The sequence below is a fragment of the Micromonospora chalcea genome (assembly GCF_028768405.1).
In the GTDB taxonomy this organism is placed as follows: Bacteria; Actinomycetota; Actinomycetes; order Mycobacteriales; family Micromonosporaceae; genus Micromonospora; species Micromonospora chalcea.
On record NZ_CP118233.1, the window covers coordinates 4635943 to 4652281 of the forward strand.

Consider the following 16339-nt stretch of genomic DNA (forward strand, 5'->3'; position numbering starts at 1 on the left):
TACGACAGGGTGGGGGACCGCATGTCCGACGACCGCTTCGACGCCGCCGCAGAATTCGACAGCCAGCTCGACCGCCTCGTTCAACTCGGCTATCCGGCGCTGGCCGGGCAGACCGAGGAGACGTTCCGCGCCCTGCTCAGCCCGCTGCGCGACGCGGCGGTCACCGGTTCCGCCGGGCTGCGCGGCCCCACCGAGGGGCGGGTGCCGTTCCTGCTGGTGACCACGCGGGAACTGGTGCCGGTGCCGGAGCGGATCGCGCTCACCACGCTCGCCGGCAAGCGCAAGACCGGCATCCTCGACCGGAACTTCCCCGCCGACGACCTGCCCACCTTCCACCCGATCAAGGAGCTGGAGGTGCCGGCCGGTCCCGCGTACCTGCTCTTCGACGTGGATCGGGGCGAGGAGTACCGCAACGTGGCGCCGTCGGCCGCGCTGGAGGACATGACCGCGAAGGACCGGCTCCCCATCACCATCGACGAGGGTCTGGCGTTCGTCACGCTGTACCCGGCGGCGCTGGCGAGCAACAGGTGCTTCTCGCTGGTGGGCTCGCGCTGCGGTGACCGGCGGGTGCCCGCGCTCTGGATCAGTCAGGGCGCGCCGAAGCTCGGGTGGTGCTGGTTCGGCAACCCGCACACCTGGCTGGGCTCGGCGACCGCGAACCCGGTACGGATGGGACTCGGCTGACGCCCAGGCGGGATCAGGGCGCTCAGAAGATCTCGGCGACCGGCAGGACGAGCGGGAACGGCTGGTCGGCGCGGCACACGTCGGCGGTGGAGAGCACCGCCGCCTCGCGGTAGCGGCCGTCGACGTTCTCCAGCACGGTCAGGGTCTCCTTGCGCGGCTCGACGAGCCAGTAACGCGCGATGCCGGCCACGCCGTACTCGTGGCGCTTGAGGACCAGGTCACGACCGGCGTTGCCCGGCGAGACGACCTCGACCACGAGCAGCACGTCGGCCGGGGCGAGGGCCGGGCCACCCCGCTCCAGTGCCTCCTCGCGGGCGACGAAGACGTCCGGCACGAAGTAGGAGGAGCGCTTCGCGCTGACGCCGACGTCCTGCCCGACGAGCAGACCGGCCGGAGCCTGCCGGTCGAGGAGCCGGCGGAGACGGTTGGCGATCGCGCCGTGCCGGACGTCGGCGTGTGGGGACACGAGCAGGCTCCCGTCGAAGATCTCGTAGTCCTGGCCGTCCTCGGGGAGGTCCTGGAGGTCGTCCACCGTCCAGACGTCGCCGGTGCCGGGTCGTGCCGGGCTGGTCACTGTCACACCTCCTCTCTACCGGCTCACCCTGACACCCCGCCCGGTCGTCCACAACGACTCCGCGCCGTCCACCGGGTTATCCACAGGGGTGAAGCGTTATCCACAGGTTGTGCACAGGGCGCAACGGCGCGGTCTTGACAATTCGGCTCAGCGGGCGAGACTGCCGGGGGTGACCGGAGCCGAGGAACAGCATCCACCGGGGCGGCCCGTCGAGACCGCCCCGGTGCCCGGCCCGCGCGCGTCGCCGGCGCCCGCCCCCCGGCAGCCGGAGAGCCCGCAGCCGGCCGCCACCCCGCAGCGGACCCGGATCGTGCTGGCCGAGGTCTCCCGGGCCGGCAGCCCGGCCGACCGCACCCGCTCCGAACTGGCCCAGCAGACCCCTGTGGGCGAGACGCTGGTGCAGGGACTGATGCGGGCCCAGCTCTCGCTCGCGTTGCGGCTCAGCCTGCTGGTGATGATCGGGCTCGGCGGCCTGCCGTGGCTGTTCGCCATCGCGCCCTCGGTCGGCCGGGTCACGGTGCTCGGGGTCAACCTGCCGTGGCTGCTGCTCGGCGTCGTGTCCTTCCCGTTCCTGATCGTGGTCGGGTGGGCGTACGTGCGGCTGGCCGAACGCAACGAGCAGGACTTCGTCGACCTGATCCGACGGCCGGAACGCTGATGTCCAACGGGTACGTGGTCCCGGCGATCGTCGCCGTCACGCTGGTCACCGTCGGCATCGGTTTCTACGGGCTGCGGCTGGCCCGGACCACGTCGGACTTCCTGGTCGCGTCCCGGGCGATCAGCCCGACCTGGAACGCCGCCGCGATCGGCGGCGAGTACCTGTCGGCCGCGAGCTTCCTCGGCGTCGCCGGGCTGATCCTCAAGTACGGCGTGGACGTGCTCTGGTACCCGGTCGGCTTCGCCGCCGGATACCTCGCGCTGCTGCTGTTCGTGGCCGCGCCGCTGCGCCGCTCCGGCGCGTTCACGCTGCCCGACTTCTGCGAGGTACGGCTCGGCTCCCGGCGGCTGCGGACGCTCGCCACCGTCTTCGTGATCTTCATCGGCTGGCTCTACCTGGTGCCGCAGTTGCAGGGCGCCGGGCTGACCCTGGCCACGCTCACCGGCTCGCCGTACCCGCTCGGCGCGCTGCTGGTCGCCGTGGTGGTGACCGCGAACGTGGCGCTGGGCGGCATGCGGGCGATCACCTTCGTGCAGGCGTTCCAGTACTGGCTGAAGCTCACTGCGCTCGCCGTACCCGCGATCTTCCTGGCGTTGCAGTGGCAGGCCGACGCCCGCCCGGCGGTGACCCCGCCCGACGGGCCGACGTTCCGGACCGCGACCACCGTCGTGGTCGAGCACCGCGCGACGCTCACGCTGCCCGACGGCGACATCCGGGAGGTACGCCCCGGCGACCGCCTCGAATTCGCCGCCGGTGACCCGGTGCCGGAGGTGTCCGGCGCGGCGACCGGCCCCGCCGAGTGGCTGCTGCCGGACACGGCGGGGGAGAACGACAGAGGGCTGTTCGCCACGTACTCGCTGATCCTGGCCACGTTCCTCGGCACCATGGGCCTGCCGCACGTGCTGGTCCGCTTCTACACCAACCCCGACGGCGCCGCCGCCCGCCGCACCACGCTCGTGGTGCTGGCGCTCGTCGGCGTCTTCTACCTGCTGCCCACCGTCTATGGCGTGCTGGGCCGCATCTACACGCCGCAACTGCTTGTCAGCGGCCAGACCGACGCGGTGGTGGTGCTGCTGCCCGGGGCGGCGCTCGGCGACGGCACCACCGGCCGGCTGCTCGCCGCGCTGGTCGCGGCCGGCGCGTTCGCGGCGTTCCTGTCCACCTCGTCCGGCCTGCTCACCAGCGTCGCCGGGGTGATCTCCACGGATGTGCTGGGCCGCGGCTCGGTACGCGGCTTCCGGCTCGCCACGGTGATCGCCGGCGGGGTGCCGGCGTTGCTCTCGCTGAACGTCTCCGGGCTGGACGTCTCGCAGGTGGTGGGGCTGGCGTTCGCGGTGGCCGCGTCGAGTTTCTGTCCGCTGCTGGTGCTCGGCATCTGGTGGCGCGGCCTGACCGACCTGGGCGCCGCCGCCGGGGTGCTGGTCGGCGGCGGCGCGGCGGTCGGCGCGGTCCTGCTCACCGTGCTCGGCCCGCCGCTGACCGGATGGCCGGCGACGCTCACCACGCAGCCGGCCGCGTGGACGGTGCCGCTGGCGTTCGCGGTGATGGTGCTCGTCTCCATGGCCAGCCGGCGGCGTCTCCCGCGTGACGTCGGCGCCACCATGCTCCGCCTGCACACCCCGGAGTCGCTGCGCCTGTGAGGCGGGGCCGCGCTCGCTCGGCCCCACCTCACCTCCGCGCACCCGTCAGCAGGTGTCCGTGCCGGCACACAGCCGGTTCGCCACCGACCGGGCGGTACGGCGGGCCTCGGTGGGCGTGGTCTGGGAGTCGAGGCGGAGCTGCGCCACCAGATCGCCCTGCCGGACGACGAGCCAGCGACCGGGCCGCCCTCCGACGTCGCTGCCCACCAGCACGCCGTCGTCACCGCCGAGCGACTCCGCCATGATCGACAGCGAGTCGCCTGGCTGCTCCATCTCGCAGCCCGTGACCAGCTTGCGGAGATTCTTCATCACCGTGGTGGCGGACGTGCCCGAGTGCCGGGTCACCCGCTGGACGATCCAGTCGGTGGGCGAGTTGAACGCCACCGACCGGGCGGCCACCTCCCCGTCGGACAGCGTCGGCGACTCGTTCACGCAGAAGGAGGACATGAACTCCAGGGACCAGTCACCGTCCACCTTTCCCGTCTGCATCGTGAAGCCCGTCGGCAGGTCGGCGAGCTGGAGCGTCGCCGCCGCCGGAATCGTCCGGCTCGGCGTACGGCTGGTCGGCCCGCCGCCGATGCTGGCGGCCGGCTCTCCCGCGGTGCGACTCGGCGTCGGCGCCCCGCTCGCCGACGGCTCGGCCGACGGCGTGGTGCTCGGCGTGGGCGCCGGCGTCGGCGTGATCGGTTCGACTGTCGCCGGGGGCACCGGCGGCGGTGCGGCGTCCGGACGGGCCAGCACCACACCGGTCGCCACGACCGCGACGGCGACCGCGGCGGCCAGGCCGGCGGCGAGCTGGGTACGCCGGGTACGCTGCCGCCCTCGGCGGCGCACCTGCTCGGTTGGCGCCCAGATCAGGTCCTCGGTGTCCTGGTAGAGGTCGGAGAAGATCGGGTCAGGCATTGCGGACCTCCTCCGGGAAGTTCACGTCGAGCAGGGCGGCGAGAGCCTTGCGGCCCCGGGCCAGGCGGGCCTTGACGGTGCCGCTCGGCACGCCGATCTGCGCCGCGATCTCCGCGACCGACAGGTCGGCCAGGTGGTAGAGGACGATCGCCTGCCGCTGGTCCGCCGACAACTGCCGCAACGCGCTGACCAGCGCGACAGTGTTCTCGGAGGGTGGCCGGACCGGAGGTGGTGGTCCGTGCCGCCGGTAGGCGACCACGCTGTTGCGGACCTTGCGCCACCGGTTGACCAGCAGGCGGTGCCCGACGGTGCGCACCCACGCCTCCGGGTCGTCGTACGTGCCGACCTGGGACCAGCGCTGCCAGGCCCGCGCGTACGCCTCCTGGGCGGCGTCCTGCGCCTCGCTCCGGTCGCCGCCGAGCGCGTACAGCACTGTCACCACGCGTTGTCTGCTGTTCCGGTAGAACTCCTCGAACCCACTGTCCGGATCCATCTCTCTCCCCGCTGCCGTTCGTACGCCTGACACCCCCCGCCGTGGTGGGCGGTTGCACGCCGTCGGCGATCCGACTCGTACCTCTCAGGGATGAGGCGAGATCATCCTGCCGTCCGAGCAGCCGTTGGGCGGGGACCGATACGGTCGGACCATGACCGACCAGCACCCCGCGCTCTCCCTTCGTGGCCTGGCCAAGCGCTTCGACACCAAGATCGCGGTGGCGGGCGTCGACCTCGCCGTGCCGACCGGCTCGTTCTACGGCCTGCTAGGACCGAACGGGGCCGGCAAGACCACCACGCTCTCCATGGCCGTCGGCCTGCTGCGGCCCGACGCCGGTGAGGCGCGGGTGCTCGGGTACGACGTCTGGGCCGACCCGGTACGCGCCAAGAGCCTGCTCGGCGTGATGCCGGACGGCGTACGCCTCTTCGACAGGCTGAGCGGGGCGGAGCTGCTCGCGTACCACGGTCTGTTGCGCGGCATGGACCCGGCGGTGGTCGACCAGCGGGCGGCGGAGCTGCTCGACGTGCTGGCGCTCTCCGACGCCGGGCGCACGCTCGTCGTCGACTACTCGGCCGGCATGAAGAAGAAGATCGGCCTGGCCTGCGCGTTGCTGCACGGCCCGCGCCTGCTGGTGCTGGACGAGCCGTTCGAGGCGGTCGACCCGGTCTCGGCCGCGCTGATCCGGGACATCCTGCACCGGTACGTCAGCGGCGGCGGCACGGTGATCTTCTCCAGTCACGTGATGGAGGTGGTCGAGCGGCTCTGCTCGCACGTGGCGATCCTGGCCGAGGGCCGGATCAAGCGGGTCGGCACGCTCACCGAGGTGCGCGGCGACCGGTCACTGGAGGACGTGTTCGTGGAGGTCGTGGGCGGCCGGACCGCCACCGGGGAGGAGCTGTCGTGGCTGTCCCGGTGACCGTCCCCGAGCGGCCGGCCCGGCGCGTGTCGTCCCGGCACTTCGTCCGGCTCAAGCTGCGGGTGCTCGGCAACAACTTCCGGGGCCAGAAGTGGCGGATCGCGCTGTTCGTGCTGGGCCTGCTGCTCGGGCTCTGGTTCGCCGCCGTCGGGTTCTTCCTGCTCGCCACGCCGGGCCTGGCCGACGAGCCCCGGTACGCCCTGATGGTGGCCGCCTTCGGCGGTGGTCTGCTCACGCTCGGCTGGCTGCTCCTGCCGCTCGTCTTCTTCGGCGTGGACGAGACGCTCGACCCGGCCCGGTTCGCGCTGCTGCCGTTGTCCCGCCGCACCCTGGTCACCGGCCTGCTCGCCGCCGCCCTGGTGAGCGTGCCCGCGCTGGCGACGGCGCTCACCGCGGCCGGTCTGGTGGTCACCGCCGGGCTGCTGGGCGGCTGGTCAGCCGCAGTGGTCGGCGCGCTCGGCGTGGTCGCCGGGCTGCTGGTCTGCCTGGCCGGGGCCCGCGCGCTGACCAGCGCGTTCGCCACGATGCTGCGGTCCCGCCGGGTACGCGACCTGGCGGCGGTGCTGCTCGCCGTCCTGGCCGCCCTGCTCGGGCCGTTGCAGTTGCTGGTGCTCGCCGCGGTGCAGCAGACCGACTGGGACCGGCTGGACGGGGTGGCCCGGGTGGTCGGCTGGACGCCGTTCGGCGCGCCGTGGACGGTCGGCGTCGACGTGGCCGAGGGCCGGCCCGGCGCGGCGGTCGCGAAGCTGCTGATCGCGGTCGCGACGCTCGGCGTACTCCTGTTCTGGTGGTCGCGGTCGCTGGAGTCGGCGATGGTGGGCGCGGCGAGCGCCGGCCCTTCGCGCGCGCCGCGCGGCGTGGCCGGCGGCGCGGTCACGCAGTTGTTCCCCCGCGCGGTGGGCTGGGCGCGGCGGGACCGGTTCGGGGCGCTCGTCGCCCGCGAGTGCCGCTACTGGTGGCGGGACGCGCGGCGGCGGGCCAACCTCATCACGGTCGCCGTGGTCGGTGTGTTCGTACCGGTGATGGTCAACCTCGGCGGCGTCTCGTTCTCCACCGAGGGCGGGGCGGAGTTCGGTGGCGGCGACTCCTCACCGGCGCTGGTCAGCCTTTCCATGATCTTCGTCGGGGTGCTCGCGTCGCTGACGCTGGCCAACCAGTTCGGCTTCGACGGCAGCTCGTACGCCGCGAACCTGGTCGCCGGAGTGCCCGGGCGGGTCGAGCTGCGGGCCCGGATGACCGCGTTCTCGATCTACGTGGTGCCGATGCTCGTCGTGATCGCGGTCGCGCTGGCGCTCTTCCTGGGGCGTCCCGCTTGGCTCGGCGTGATGGGTGGCGCGTTGGCCGCCGCGTACGGCTGCGGGCTGGCGATCAACGGGTTCGTGTCGGTGCTCGGCGCCTACTCGCTGCCCGAGTCGAGCAACCCGTTCGCCATGAACAGCGGCGCGGGGTTCACCAAGGGCCTGCTCACGCTGGTTTCCATGGTCGCCTCCGCGGTGGTGGCGGTGCCGTTCGTGGTGGCCGCCGCGCTGCTCGGCGACGTGTGGCTGTGGCTGGCGCTGCCGATCGGACTGGCGTACGGGGTGGGCGCGGCGCTGCTCGGCGCGTACCTCGCGGGGGACACACTGGACCGTCGGCAGCCGGAGCTGCTGGCCACCGTCACGCCGAGGCGCTGATGCCGGTCGTCGAGGCGGTCACCACGGTCCCGATCCCGCCGGAGCTGGCGTTCGCGGTCTCCCAGACGGTCGCGCCGGTCCGCTACCGCTGGGATCCGTTCGTCCGTGAGCAGCACTTCGTCGACGGCGCGACGGCGCCCGGCCGGGGCGTGCGCACGTACACCCGCTCCCGGCACGGCCTGGTCATGGTCAGCGAGTACGTCTCCTGGTCACCGCCGACGAACGTCGGCATGAAGATGGTGCGCGGGCCGTGGTTCTTCGAGCGGTTCGGCGGCGGCTGGCGCTTCGCGCCCGGCCCCGAGGCCGGCACCACGATCGCGACCTGGCGATACAACTTCCGCTGCCGCCCGGCGTTCCTGCGCCCGGTGGCCGAGCGGATCGGGGTGTGGCTGCTCGGACGCGACATCCGCCGCCGGATCGCCGGGTACGCGGCCGGATGCGCGGACCCGGAGGTGCTGGCCGCCGCCCGCCGCCTGCTCGCCGACGGCTGATCCCGGTTACGCGGTGCGGCGCATCGCCGCGTAAACGTGGTGGCCGTCGCCGACGCTCGTCATGGTGACCAGCTCCCAGCCGTAGTTGGACAGGTGCTCGACCGCTTCCATCAGCGGCTGGAACGCCCGGCGGCCCCAGGTGTTGTTCGCCCGGACCAGCAGGTGCCGGTGTGGATAGGCACGCAGGTCGACCTGACCGCCGAGGACGGCGTCGGCGGCGACGACCCGTTCCTGGGCGAGTTGCTGCGGGGGGATGAGACTCATGCCCGGCAGGGTATGGCGTTGCGTCGAACCCCGCCCGGCAGCGGGCGGCACAATGTTTCACGTGAATCCAGAGCCGGGCGCGCAGATCCATTCCACCGACCCGTTCGCGGCGCCGGCCGGGCAACGCTCGCCGGCACGCCGGCTGCGCGGCCGGCTGGCGGCCCCGGTGACGCTCTGGACCGCACCCGGCCCGGCCGGGCTGACCGTCTCGTCCACGCTGGTCGCCGAGGGCGAGCCGGACCGGCTACTCGGCCTGGTCGACGCGGAGTCGGACCTGTGGGCGGCCATCGAGGAGGCGGGGCGGTTCGCGGTGGTCCCGCTGGGCCCGCAGCACCGGCAGCTCGCCGACCGCTTCGCCGGCCTGTTCCCGTCGCCCGGCGGCCTGTTCGCGCTGGACGCCTGGACCGAGACGCCGTACGGGCCGGTGCCGGCGGACGCCGGCGGGTGGGCGGGGTGCCGGCTCGACACCGCCCGCGAGTACGGCTGGGGCCTGCTGGTCGAGGCGACCATCGAGTCGGTCGACCTCCCCGAGGACACCCTCCCCCTGCTGCACTACCGCGGCCGCTACCGCGAGCTGACCGACTGACCCACCCGGCGGTCGGGGTGACCGGTTAGCGGAGTGACGTGGGTCACTCGGCGCAGCCGGGGCGCCGTTCGGCGCAGCCGTTCGCCGCCGGGCGGCGGAGCCTTCCCGGGCGGGGAGCGCGCTCTCTACCGTGCGCGAAACTCCCCCCACGCCTGCGAAGGTGGTGATCCACAGATGTCCACGGACACACCCGCGTCCGCGCCCGCCGAGTCGGCGGCGGAACGGTACCTCGCCGTCCAGCGGTCCGACGAGTTCGCCGGGTTGCGGCGCGCGCTGCGCGGCTTCATCTTCCCGATGACCGTCGCGTTCTTCCTGTGGTACGCGCTCTACGTCATCCTCTCCGCGTACGCGCGGGGATTCATGGGCACGAAGCTGATCGGCAACATCAACGTCGCCCTGGTCTTCGGCCTGCTCCAGTTCGTCTCCACGTTCGTCATCGCCTGGCTCTACTCCCGGTTCGCCAACCGCCGGATCGACCCGGTCGCCGACCGGATCCGCGACGAGATCGGGGAGGTGACCCATGAACACGGTCCTCGCGGCTGAGGCGGGCAGCACCACCGCCCGGAACCTCACCATCACGCTGTTCCTGGTCTTCGTGGCGATCACGCTGGCGATCACCGTCTGGGCCAGCCGGCAGACCAAGACCGCCACCGACTTCTACGCCGGCGGCCGGTCGTTCTCCGGTTTCCAGAACGGCATGGCGATCGGCGGCGACTACATGTCGGCGGCGTCCTTCCTGGGCATCGCCGGCATCATCGCGCTCTACGGCTACGACGGCTTCCTCTACTCGATCGGCTTCCTGGTCGCCTGGCTGGTGGCGTTGCTGCTGGTGGCGGAACTGCTGCGCAACTCCGGCCGGTACACGATGGCGGACGTGCTGGCGTTCCGGATGCGGCAGCGGCCGGTCCGGACCGCGGCGGCGGTCTCCACCATCACCGTGTCGATCTTCTACCTGCTGGCCCAGATGGTCGGCGCCGGCGCGCTCGTCGCGCTGCTGCTCGGCATCAAGCCGGGCACCACCTTCCTCGGCATGGACGCCGACACCGCCAAGGTCGCCACGATCATCATGGTCGGCGCCCTGATGATCATCTACGTGACGGTCGGCGGCATGAAGGGCACCACGTACGTGCAGATCGTCAAGGCGTTCCTGCTCATGGGCGGCGCGCTGGTGATGACGCTGCTGGTGCTCGCCAAGTACAAGTTCAACCTGTCCTCGCTGCTCGGCGACGCGGCCAGCGCCTCGGGCAAGGGAGCGGCGTTCCTCGAACCCGGGCTGCGCTACGGCGTGGAGACACCCGGCGACGCGCTGAAGACGTTCTACAGCAAGATGGACCTGCTCTCGCTGGGCATCGCGCTGGTCCTCGGCACGGCCGGCCTGCCGCACATCCTGATCCGCTTCTACACCGTGCCGACCGCGCGGGCGGCCCGCAAGAGCGTGCTCTGGGCGATCGGCATCATCGGTGCGTTCTACCTGCTCACCCTGGCCCTCGGCTTCGGCGCGGCGGCGATCGTCGGCGGGCAGGCGATCACCGAGCAGGACAAGGCCGGCAACACGGCCGCGCCACAGCTGGCCGAGGCGCTCGGCGTGGACTTCCTCGGCGGGAACCTGGGCGGGGCGACACTGCTGGCGATCATCGCGGCGGTCGCGTTCGCCACGATCCTCGCCGTGGTCGCCGGGTTGACGTTGGCGTCGTCGTCCAGCCTGGCGCACGACTTCTACGCCAACGTGGTGAAGAAGGGTGAGGCGTCGGAGCGGCAGGAGGTGAACGTCGCCCGGATCTCCGCGCTGGTGATCGGCGCGGTCTCGATCGTCCTGTCCATCTTCGCGCAGAACCTGAACGTGGCGTTCCTGGTCGCGCTGGCGTTCGCGGTGGCCGCCTCGGGCAACCTGCCGGCGATCCTCTACAGCCTGTTCTGGAAGCGGTTCAACACCTCGGGCGCGGTCTGGGCGATCTACGGCGGCCTGCTCTCCGCCGTGCTGCTCGTCTTCTTCTCGCCGGTCGTCTCCGGCGCGCCGACGGCGATGTTCCCCGACCACGACTGGCACTGGTTCCCGCTGTCGAACCCGGGCATCATCTCGATCCCGTTCGGCTTCCTGTGCGGCTGGCTCGGCACGATCCTGTCCAAGGAGAGCGACGAGGAGAAGTACGCGGAGCTGGAGGTGCGCTCGCTCACCGGAGCCGGCGCGCACTGATCGGCACGTCGAGCGGGGCCCCTGCCGTACGCGGGGGCCCCGCCTCGCGTGTATAGGCTGACCGCCATGAAGGTCGCTCCCCGCTTCGGTAGCGGACACCGCATCCTGGTCACCGGCGGCGCCGGTTTCGTCCCGTCCCACCTGGTCGACCGGCTCGTCGAGCGCGGCTGCACGGTAGTGGTGCTGGACAACTTCGTCACCGGGTCCAAGGAGAACGTGGCCCACCTGCTGGACAAGCCGACCTTCACGCTGGTCGAGGCGGACATCTCCGACGGCCTGCCGCACCACCCGGCGATGACCGAGCGGTTCGACGCGATCCTGCACATGGCGTCCCCGGCCAGTCCCACCGACTTCGAGAAGCTGCCGGTGGAGATCCTCCGGGTGGGCTCGGTGGCCACGCTGGCGCTGCTGGAGCGGGCCACCGACGACGGCGCGCGATTCCTGATGGCCTCCACCTCCGAGGCGTACGGCGACCCGAAGGAGCACCCGCAGCGGGAGACGTACTGGGGCAACGTCAACCCGATCGGCATCCGGAGCGTCTACGACGAGGCGAAGCGCTTCTCCGAGGCGGCCACCATGGCCTACCACCGCAGCCGGGGCACCGACACCGCGATCGTGCGGATCTTCAACACGTACGGCCCGCGGATGCGCCCGGACGACGGCCGGGCCATCCCGACGTTCATCTCCCAGGCGCTGCGCGGCGAGCCGATCACCGTGCACGGCACCGGCAACCAGACCCGCTCGATCTGTTACGTCGACGATCTGGTGCGCGGAATCCTGCTGCTGCTCGACTCGACGCAGACCGGTCCGATCAACTGCGGCACCGAGCACGAGATGTCGATGCGGCAACTGGCCGAGACGATCGTGTCACTCACCGGAAGCACGTCCGAGGTGAGCTACATCACTCGCGCTTCGGACGACCCGGAGATGCGCCGCCCGGACCTGACCCTCGCCCGCGAACTGCTCGGATATGAGCCGAGCGTCACGCCCGAAGACGGACTCCGGCGCACGATCGAGTACTTCCGCGGGCGGCTCGGGTACTGAACCCGCCCGGGACGCGGCTGACATCGGCGCGCGTACGAGGGCGTCGGTGGCCCGGCCGACCTACCCTCGGTTACATGTCAGCGACCTCGTCTGCCGGCTCTCCGTTCCCGCACCCCCTGAACCGGGACGCGGGCCGCGCTTCGGTTCCCGGCTCCGGCCGGGGCGCCACCGGGCGCGCCCGCACCTCGGATGCCCGCTGGTATCCCCCGCACGACGAGGCGCCCCGCTCGGGGCGTACCGGCGGTCCGGTGGGGCCGACCGGACCCGGCGGCCCGGGCGACGGCGGTCCGGGCGGTCCGGGCCGGCGCGGCCCGCGACCGCGCTGGGGACGCATCGGCCTGGTGGCCGGCGTCGCGGTGCTGGTGCTGGCGCTGCTCGGCGGCCTCGGCGCCTGGTTCTACGCCCGCAACCTCGACGACGACCTGGCCCGCACGGACCCGTTCGCCGGGATCACCGGCGGGCGCCCGGCCAAGCAGGTCGACGGCGCGTTCAACATCCTGCTCGTGGGCAGCGACTCGCGGGATCCGGACGCTCCGGTCGACGGCTCCGGCAAGTGGCGCGCGGACACCCTGATCGTCATGCACATCCCGGCCGACCACAAGCGCGCCTACCTGGTCTCGGTGCCGCGTGACCTGTACGTGCCGATCCCGGAGAGCGCGGGCGCGTCCTGCGACTCCGGCTCCCGCAACAAGATCAACGCAGCGTTCGCGTTCGGCGGCCTGCCGCTCGCGGTGAAGACCGTGGAGTGCTTCACCGACGTACGGATCGACCACGTGATGGCCATCGACTTCGGCGGCTTCAAGGAGGTCACCGACGCCCTGGGCGGGGTCGACCTGAAGGTGGAGCGGACCATCACGTCGATCCACAAGCCGTACCGGACGTTCACCAAGGGCGTGAACCACATGAACGGCGCCGAGGCGCTGGACTGGGTCCGGCAGCGCAAGCAGTTCCCGGACGGCGACTTCGCCCGGATGCGGCACCAGCAGGAGTTCCTGAAGGCGCTGATGGACAAGGCGGCGAGCACCGGGACGCTCACGAACCCGAAGAAGCTGAACGACTTCCTCAAGGCGGTGACCGCCGCCGTCACGGTCGACCAGGGATTCTCGTTGACCGACATGGCAGTGCAGTTCCGCAGCCTGCGGGGCGAGAACCTGACGTTCGTCACCAGCCCGCACCTGGGCGGCCAGACCATCGACGGCCAGTCGGTGGTGGTCTCCGACCGGGAGAAGGCGCTGGCGATGTACAAGGCCATCGCCGCGGACCGGATGGCCGAGTGGATGCAGGCCAACCAGAAGGGTTCGGGCGACGACACGGGCGGCTGACGCCGGCACGACATGACCGGGAACGAGCGCTAGGACGTCACCACCACGGAGGCCAACCGCCGACCGGCTCCTTACCCCTGCCCGTTCGGCCACAACCCGAGGATGTAGGCCGGTATTGACGGGAATTGCGAGCCTACGAGGTCGCGAATACGGGAACAGATACGTAAAGTGGTCCCGCCCCCGATCACCGAGCTGGAGCACGCATGTCGGTCCAGACCAGCCGTCGCCCGCAGTCACCGGCACCCGGATCATCCGGGCGGGTCCCTCCGGTCATCCCCACACAACCCGGTTCCGGCGGTCGCGGTCCCGGTGGTGGCAAGAAGAAGCGCACCAAGCGCAAGGACCCGCTCTGGGCGAAGCTCACACTTGTGCTCGGCGCGGTGCTGATGGTGACCAGCGGTGTCGCGATCGTCGGCAGCAAGGCGGTCATCGGTCAGGCCACCGACAACATCGCCCAGCGCAACCTGCTCGGCGGGGCGGGCAAGAGCGAGGCCGAGGGCGGCAACAGCCTCGAGGGCCCGATCGACATGCTGCTGCTCGGCGTGGACGCCCGCGAGCGCTGGGCCGCCGACGACGTCCGGTCGGACACGATCATCATCCTGCACATCCCGGCCAGCCACGACCAGGCGTACCTGATCTCGATCCCCCGGGACACCGAGGCGCGTATTCCGGCGTTCGAGAAGAGCGGCTACAAGGGCGGCACCGACAAGATCAACGCGGCCTTCTTCCACGGCGCCCAGAACGGCGGCGGCTGGGAGGGCGGCGCCCAGCTGATGGCCAAGACGATCAAGTCGATGACCGGAATCGGCTTCGACGGCGCCGCGATCATCAACTTCGGCGGCTTCAAGAGCGTGATCGACGCGCTCGGCTCGGTACGCATCTGCGTGAGCCACGAGGTCAAGTCGCACCACATGTCGTACGTCGACGGCAAGCCGATGTGGAACGCCGACGCGAAGAAGACCGGCAAGCCGTACAAGGCAGTGGTGCACAAGAAGGGCTGCCGGGAGATGCAGGGCTGGGAGGCGCTCGACTACTCCCGCCAGCGCTACGGCCTGCCGAACAGCGACTACGACCGGCAGCAGAACCAGCAGCAGCTGATCAAGGCGATGGCCAAGAAGGCCACCGAGGGCGGCATGCTGACCAACCCGATCAAGCTGAACTCGCTGATGAAGGCCGCCGGCAAGGCGTTCGTCCTGGACACCGGCGGCGTGCCGATCGCGGACTTCATCTTCACGCTCAAGAACCTCAACGGGAACGACCTGGTCACCCTGCGGACCAACGGCGGCACGTTCGCCGGCAACAGCAACGGCCGGGAGACGTTCAACGAGACGACCATGGACATGTTCCAGGCGGTCAAGAACGACAAGCTGGCCGACTTCGTGGTGAGCAACCCGGACGTCCTCTCCACCCGTAAATGACCTGCTGACCTGCGCGAAAGCGCCATCGGTCGGCCGATCCCCCCGTAGCCTGACGTGAGCGGGTCTCATGTCGCGGCTACGGGGGGATCGTCACGTCCAGGCCAGCACGGAACCGACGCGGGCGGGGCGCACCCGCCCGCTGGGCCCGGTTCCTGCTCGGCACCGGACTCGTCCTGGTCCTGCTCGCCGCGCTCGGCGTGGCCGGGCTGAACTGGCTCACCCACCGCTACGACCGCACTGTGGCCAAGGAGCAACTGCTCGACCCGGCCGCCCGGAACAAGCGGACAGACCTGGACGGCGCGCTCAACTACCTCCTGATCGGCTCGGACCACCGGCCCGGCGCGAACCCCGAGGACCAGCGCTCCGACAGCATCCTGATCGTGCACGTGCCGGCCGGCATGCGGCAGGCGTACCTGATCTCCGTGCCGCGCGACCTGCTGGTGGCGCTCCCGGCGGCGCCCGGCTTCCCCGGCGGCCAGGACAAGGTCAACGCCGCGTACGAGCACGGCGGCGGGGGCGAGGGCGGCGCCCGGCTGCTCAGCACCACGCTGACCCGGCTCACCGGCATCCGCTTCGACGGCGCCGCGCTCGTCGACTTCTCCGGTTTCAAACAGGTGATCGACGAGCTCGGCGGCATCCGGATGTGCGTGGACACGCCGGTGCGCTCGATCCACACGAAGCACCAGTTCGACGCCGGCTGCCAGCAGATGGACGGCGCCCGGACGCTCGACTACGTCCGCCAGCGCTACGACCTGCCCGGCGGCGACTACGACAGGCAGCGCCACCAGCAGCAGATGCTCCGGGCGGTGCTCGACCGGGCGGGCGAGACCCACCTGCGCACCGATCCGGTGAAGCTCGACCGGGTGCTGCGCGCGGCCGGCGGAGCGCTGACCGTGGACACCAACGGCGTACCCCTGGACGAGCTGCTGTTCGCGTTGCGCGGGCTACCGGCGGACGCCCTGCGCGGCGTCCAGGTGCCCTCGTACCCGCAGACCATCGACGGCGTCTCGTACGTGGTGCTGGACAACGGCGGCGGCGGTCTGTTCACCGCGCTGCGCGACACCCGGATGCCGCAGTGGGCCGGCGCGAATCCGCGCTGGGTCAACCGGCTGTGAGCGGTCCGGGCGGCTAGGCTTGGTGACCGTGTTCGGAGCCTCACTACCAAGCGTCCCCGCGTCGGCCGTGCCCGACGACGTCTACCTGCTCGACGTCCGCGAGGACGACGAGTGGGCCGCCGGCCACGCGCCGGCCGCCCGTCACCTGCCGATGACCGAGCTGCCCGCCCGGCTGGCCGAGATCCCGCAGGACCGCGACGTGGCGGTGATCTGCCGCTCCGGCGGCCGCTCCGCCCAGGTCGTCGGCTATCTGCTGCGTAACGGCTGGGACCAGGTGCGCAACGTCGAGGGCGGGATGGGCGACTGGGCCGCCGCCGGCCGCCCGGTGGTCACCGACGACGGGCAGCCGGGCCGGGTCGCCTGA

General features: G+C 71.7%; 18 protein-coding genes. 14 read left to right on the forward strand and 4 right to left on the reverse strand.

What is annotated here, in order from left to right:
• The first annotated feature begins 21 nt into the window (after nt 1-21).
• Nucleotides 22-684 (forward strand): DUF5701 family protein, encoded by a 663-nt coding sequence (locus PVK74_RS20535; protein ID WP_274477025.1) that lies wholly within the window; start codon nt 22-24, stop codon nt 682-684.
• Between the two features lie 22 nt (nt 685-706).
• On the opposite strand, the gene PVK74_RS20540 is transcribed toward PVK74_RS20535, so the two are convergent.
• A complete protein-coding gene (locus tag PVK74_RS20540) occupies nt 707-1258 on the reverse strand; it encodes a Uma2 family endonuclease (RefSeq protein WP_187692711.1) in 552 nt (183 codons plus the stop codon).
• A gap of 307 nt (nt 1259-1565) precedes the next feature.
• On the opposite strand from PVK74_RS20540, the gene PVK74_RS20545 reads away from it, so the two are divergent.
• Together PVK74_RS20545 and PVK74_RS20550 are read left to right on the forward strand one after the other, a co-directional pair.
• A complete protein-coding gene (locus tag PVK74_RS20545; protein WP_051611565.1) occupies nt 1566-1916 on the forward strand; it encodes a hypothetical protein in 351 nt (116 codons plus the stop codon).
• A complete protein-coding gene (locus tag PVK74_RS20550; protein WP_274477026.1) occupies nt 1916-3556 on the forward strand; it encodes a sodium/solute symporter in 1641 nt (546 codons plus the stop codon). Before PVK74_RS20545 ends, PVK74_RS20550 begins: the two co-directional genes overlap by 1 nt.
• 45 nt (nt 3557-3601) lie before the next feature.
• On the opposite strand, the gene PVK74_RS20555 is transcribed toward PVK74_RS20550, so the two are convergent.
• On the reverse strand, nt 3602-4459 hold the full coding sequence (locus tag PVK74_RS20555) for a hypothetical protein (RefSeq protein ID WP_274477027.1): 858 nt from the start codon (nt 4457-4459) through the stop codon (nt 3602-3604).
• A complete protein-coding gene (locus PVK74_RS20560) occupies nt 4452-4952 on the reverse strand; it encodes a SigE family RNA polymerase sigma factor (RefSeq protein ID WP_043327745.1) in 501 nt (166 codons plus the stop codon). The genes PVK74_RS20555 and PVK74_RS20560 overlap by 8 nt, the downstream gene beginning before the upstream one ends.
• A 151-nt stretch (nt 4953-5103) precedes the next feature.
• Here PVK74_RS20560 and PVK74_RS20565 point away from each other — a divergent pair, with 151 nt between their 5' ends.
• From PVK74_RS20565 to PVK74_RS20575, 3 genes are read left to right on the forward strand one after another with little or no spacing between them, the layout of a single operon-like run.
• Nucleotides 5104-5868 (forward strand): ABC transporter ATP-binding protein, encoded by a 765-nt coding sequence (locus PVK74_RS20565; RefSeq protein ID WP_043327744.1) that lies wholly within the window; start codon nt 5104-5106, stop codon nt 5866-5868.
• Nucleotides 5853-7541 (forward strand): ABC transporter permease, encoded by a 1689-nt coding sequence (locus tag PVK74_RS20570; protein WP_274477028.1) that lies wholly within the window; start codon nt 5853-5855, stop codon nt 7539-7541. Before PVK74_RS20565 ends, PVK74_RS20570 begins: the two co-directional genes overlap by 16 nt.
• The gene (locus PVK74_RS20575) at nt 7541-8032 is read left to right on the forward strand and encodes an SRPBCC family protein (protein ID WP_043327742.1); all 492 of its coding nucleotides are present in this window, start codon (nt 7541-7543) and stop codon (nt 8030-8032) included. The genes PVK74_RS20570 and PVK74_RS20575 overlap by 1 nt, the downstream gene beginning before the upstream one ends.
• 6 nt (nt 8033-8038) lie before the next feature.
• Here the strand turns inward: PVK74_RS20575 and PVK74_RS20580 are convergent, their stop codons facing one another.
• The gene (locus tag PVK74_RS20580) at nt 8039-8296 is read right to left on the reverse strand and encodes a hypothetical protein (RefSeq protein WP_043327741.1); all 258 of its coding nucleotides are present in this window, start codon (nt 8294-8296) and stop codon (nt 8039-8041) included.
• On the opposite strand from PVK74_RS20580, the gene PVK74_RS20585 reads away from it, so the two are divergent.
• The 8 genes from PVK74_RS20585 to PVK74_RS20620 all read left to right on the forward strand — a co-directional run bounded on the left by PVK74_RS20585 (nt 8286) and on the right by PVK74_RS20620 (nt 16339).
• Nucleotides 8286-8882, forward strand: a complete 597-nt coding sequence (locus PVK74_RS20585; protein ID WP_312246625.1) for a flavin reductase family protein — start codon at nt 8286-8288, stop codon at nt 8880-8882. The two genes, PVK74_RS20580 and PVK74_RS20585, sit on opposite strands and share 11 nt — an antisense overlap.
• A gap of 174 nt (nt 8883-9056) precedes the next feature.
• A complete protein-coding gene (locus tag PVK74_RS20590) occupies nt 9057-9425 on the forward strand; it encodes a DUF485 domain-containing protein (RefSeq protein ID WP_030499418.1) in 369 nt (122 codons plus the stop codon).
• Nucleotides 9403-11076 carry a solute symporter family protein gene (locus tag PVK74_RS20595; RefSeq protein ID WP_043327738.1) on the forward strand — a complete coding sequence of 558 codons (1674 nt, stop codon included), beginning with the start codon at nt 9403-9405 and terminating at the stop codon, nt 11074-11076. The genes PVK74_RS20590 and PVK74_RS20595 overlap by 23 nt, the downstream gene beginning before the upstream one ends.
• A gap of 66 nt (nt 11077-11142) precedes the next feature.
• Nucleotides 11143-12120, forward strand: a complete 978-nt coding sequence (locus PVK74_RS20600; protein WP_043327737.1) for an NAD-dependent epimerase/dehydratase family protein — start codon at nt 11143-11145, stop codon at nt 12118-12120.
• Between the two features lie 74 nt (nt 12121-12194).
• Nucleotides 12195-13442: an LCP family protein gene (locus PVK74_RS20605; RefSeq protein ID WP_274477029.1), complete on the forward strand. Its 1248-nt coding sequence runs from the start codon at nt 12195-12197 to the stop codon at nt 13440-13442.
• Between the two features lie 203 nt (nt 13443-13645).
• Nucleotides 13646-14860 carry an LCP family protein gene (locus PVK74_RS20610; protein ID WP_043327735.1) on the forward strand — a complete coding sequence of 405 codons (1215 nt, stop codon included), beginning with the start codon at nt 13646-13648 and terminating at the stop codon, nt 14858-14860.
• Nucleotides 14861-15057: 197 nt separating this feature from the next.
• Nucleotides 15058-15975 (forward strand): LCP family protein, encoded by a 918-nt coding sequence (locus PVK74_RS20615; RefSeq protein ID WP_233607736.1) that lies wholly within the window; start codon nt 15058-15060, stop codon nt 15973-15975.
• A 28-nt stretch (nt 15976-16003) separates the two neighbouring features.
• Nucleotides 16004-16339, forward strand: coding sequence for a rhodanese-like domain-containing protein (locus PVK74_RS20620; RefSeq protein ID WP_030499424.1), 336 nt, complete (start codon nt 16004-16006; stop codon nt 16337-16339).

Excerpts from the sequence above, each read along its gene's own strand:
- PVK74_RS20535 (WP_274477025.1), top strand. The coding sequence starts at position 22 with ATGTCCGACGACCGCTTCGACGCCGCCGCAGAATTCGACAGCCAGCTC.
- PVK74_RS20550 (WP_274477026.1), top strand. The coding sequence starts at position 1,916 with ATGTCCAACGGGTACGTGGTCCCGGCGATCGTCGCCGTCACGCTGGTC.
- PVK74_RS20555 (WP_274477027.1), bottom strand. The coding sequence starts at position 4,459 with ATGCCTGACCCGATCTTCTCCGACCTCTACCAGGACACCGAGGACCTG.
- PVK74_RS20560 (WP_043327745.1), bottom strand. The coding sequence starts at position 4,952 with ATGGATCCGGACAGTGGGTTCGAGGAGTTCTACCGGAACAGCAGACAA.
- PVK74_RS20565 (WP_043327744.1), top strand. The coding sequence starts at position 5,104 with ATGACCGACCAGCACCCCGCGCTCTCCCTTCGTGGCCTGGCCAAGCGC.
- PVK74_RS20575 (WP_043327742.1), top strand. The coding sequence starts at position 7,541 with ATGCCGGTCGTCGAGGCGGTCACCACGGTCCCGATCCCGCCGGAGCTG.
- PVK74_RS20585 (WP_312246625.1), top strand. The coding sequence starts at position 8,286 with ATGAGACTCATGCCCGGCAGGGTATGGCGTTGCGTCGAACCCCGCCCG.
- PVK74_RS20580 (WP_043327741.1), bottom strand. The coding sequence starts at position 8,296 with ATGAGTCTCATCCCCCCGCAGCAACTCGCCCAGGAACGGGTCGTCGCC.
- PVK74_RS20590 (WP_030499418.1), top strand. The coding sequence starts at position 9,057 with ATGTCCACGGACACACCCGCGTCCGCGCCCGCCGAGTCGGCGGCGGAA.
- PVK74_RS20595 (WP_043327738.1), top strand. The coding sequence starts at position 9,403 with ATGAACACGGTCCTCGCGGCTGAGGCGGGCAGCACCACCGCCCGGAAC.
- PVK74_RS20600 (WP_043327737.1), top strand. The coding sequence starts at position 11,143 with ATGAAGGTCGCTCCCCGCTTCGGTAGCGGACACCGCATCCTGGTCACC.
- PVK74_RS20605 (WP_274477029.1), top strand. The coding sequence starts at position 12,195 with ATGTCAGCGACCTCGTCTGCCGGCTCTCCGTTCCCGCACCCCCTGAAC.
- PVK74_RS20610 (WP_043327735.1), top strand. The coding sequence starts at position 13,646 with ATGTCGGTCCAGACCAGCCGTCGCCCGCAGTCACCGGCACCCGGATCA.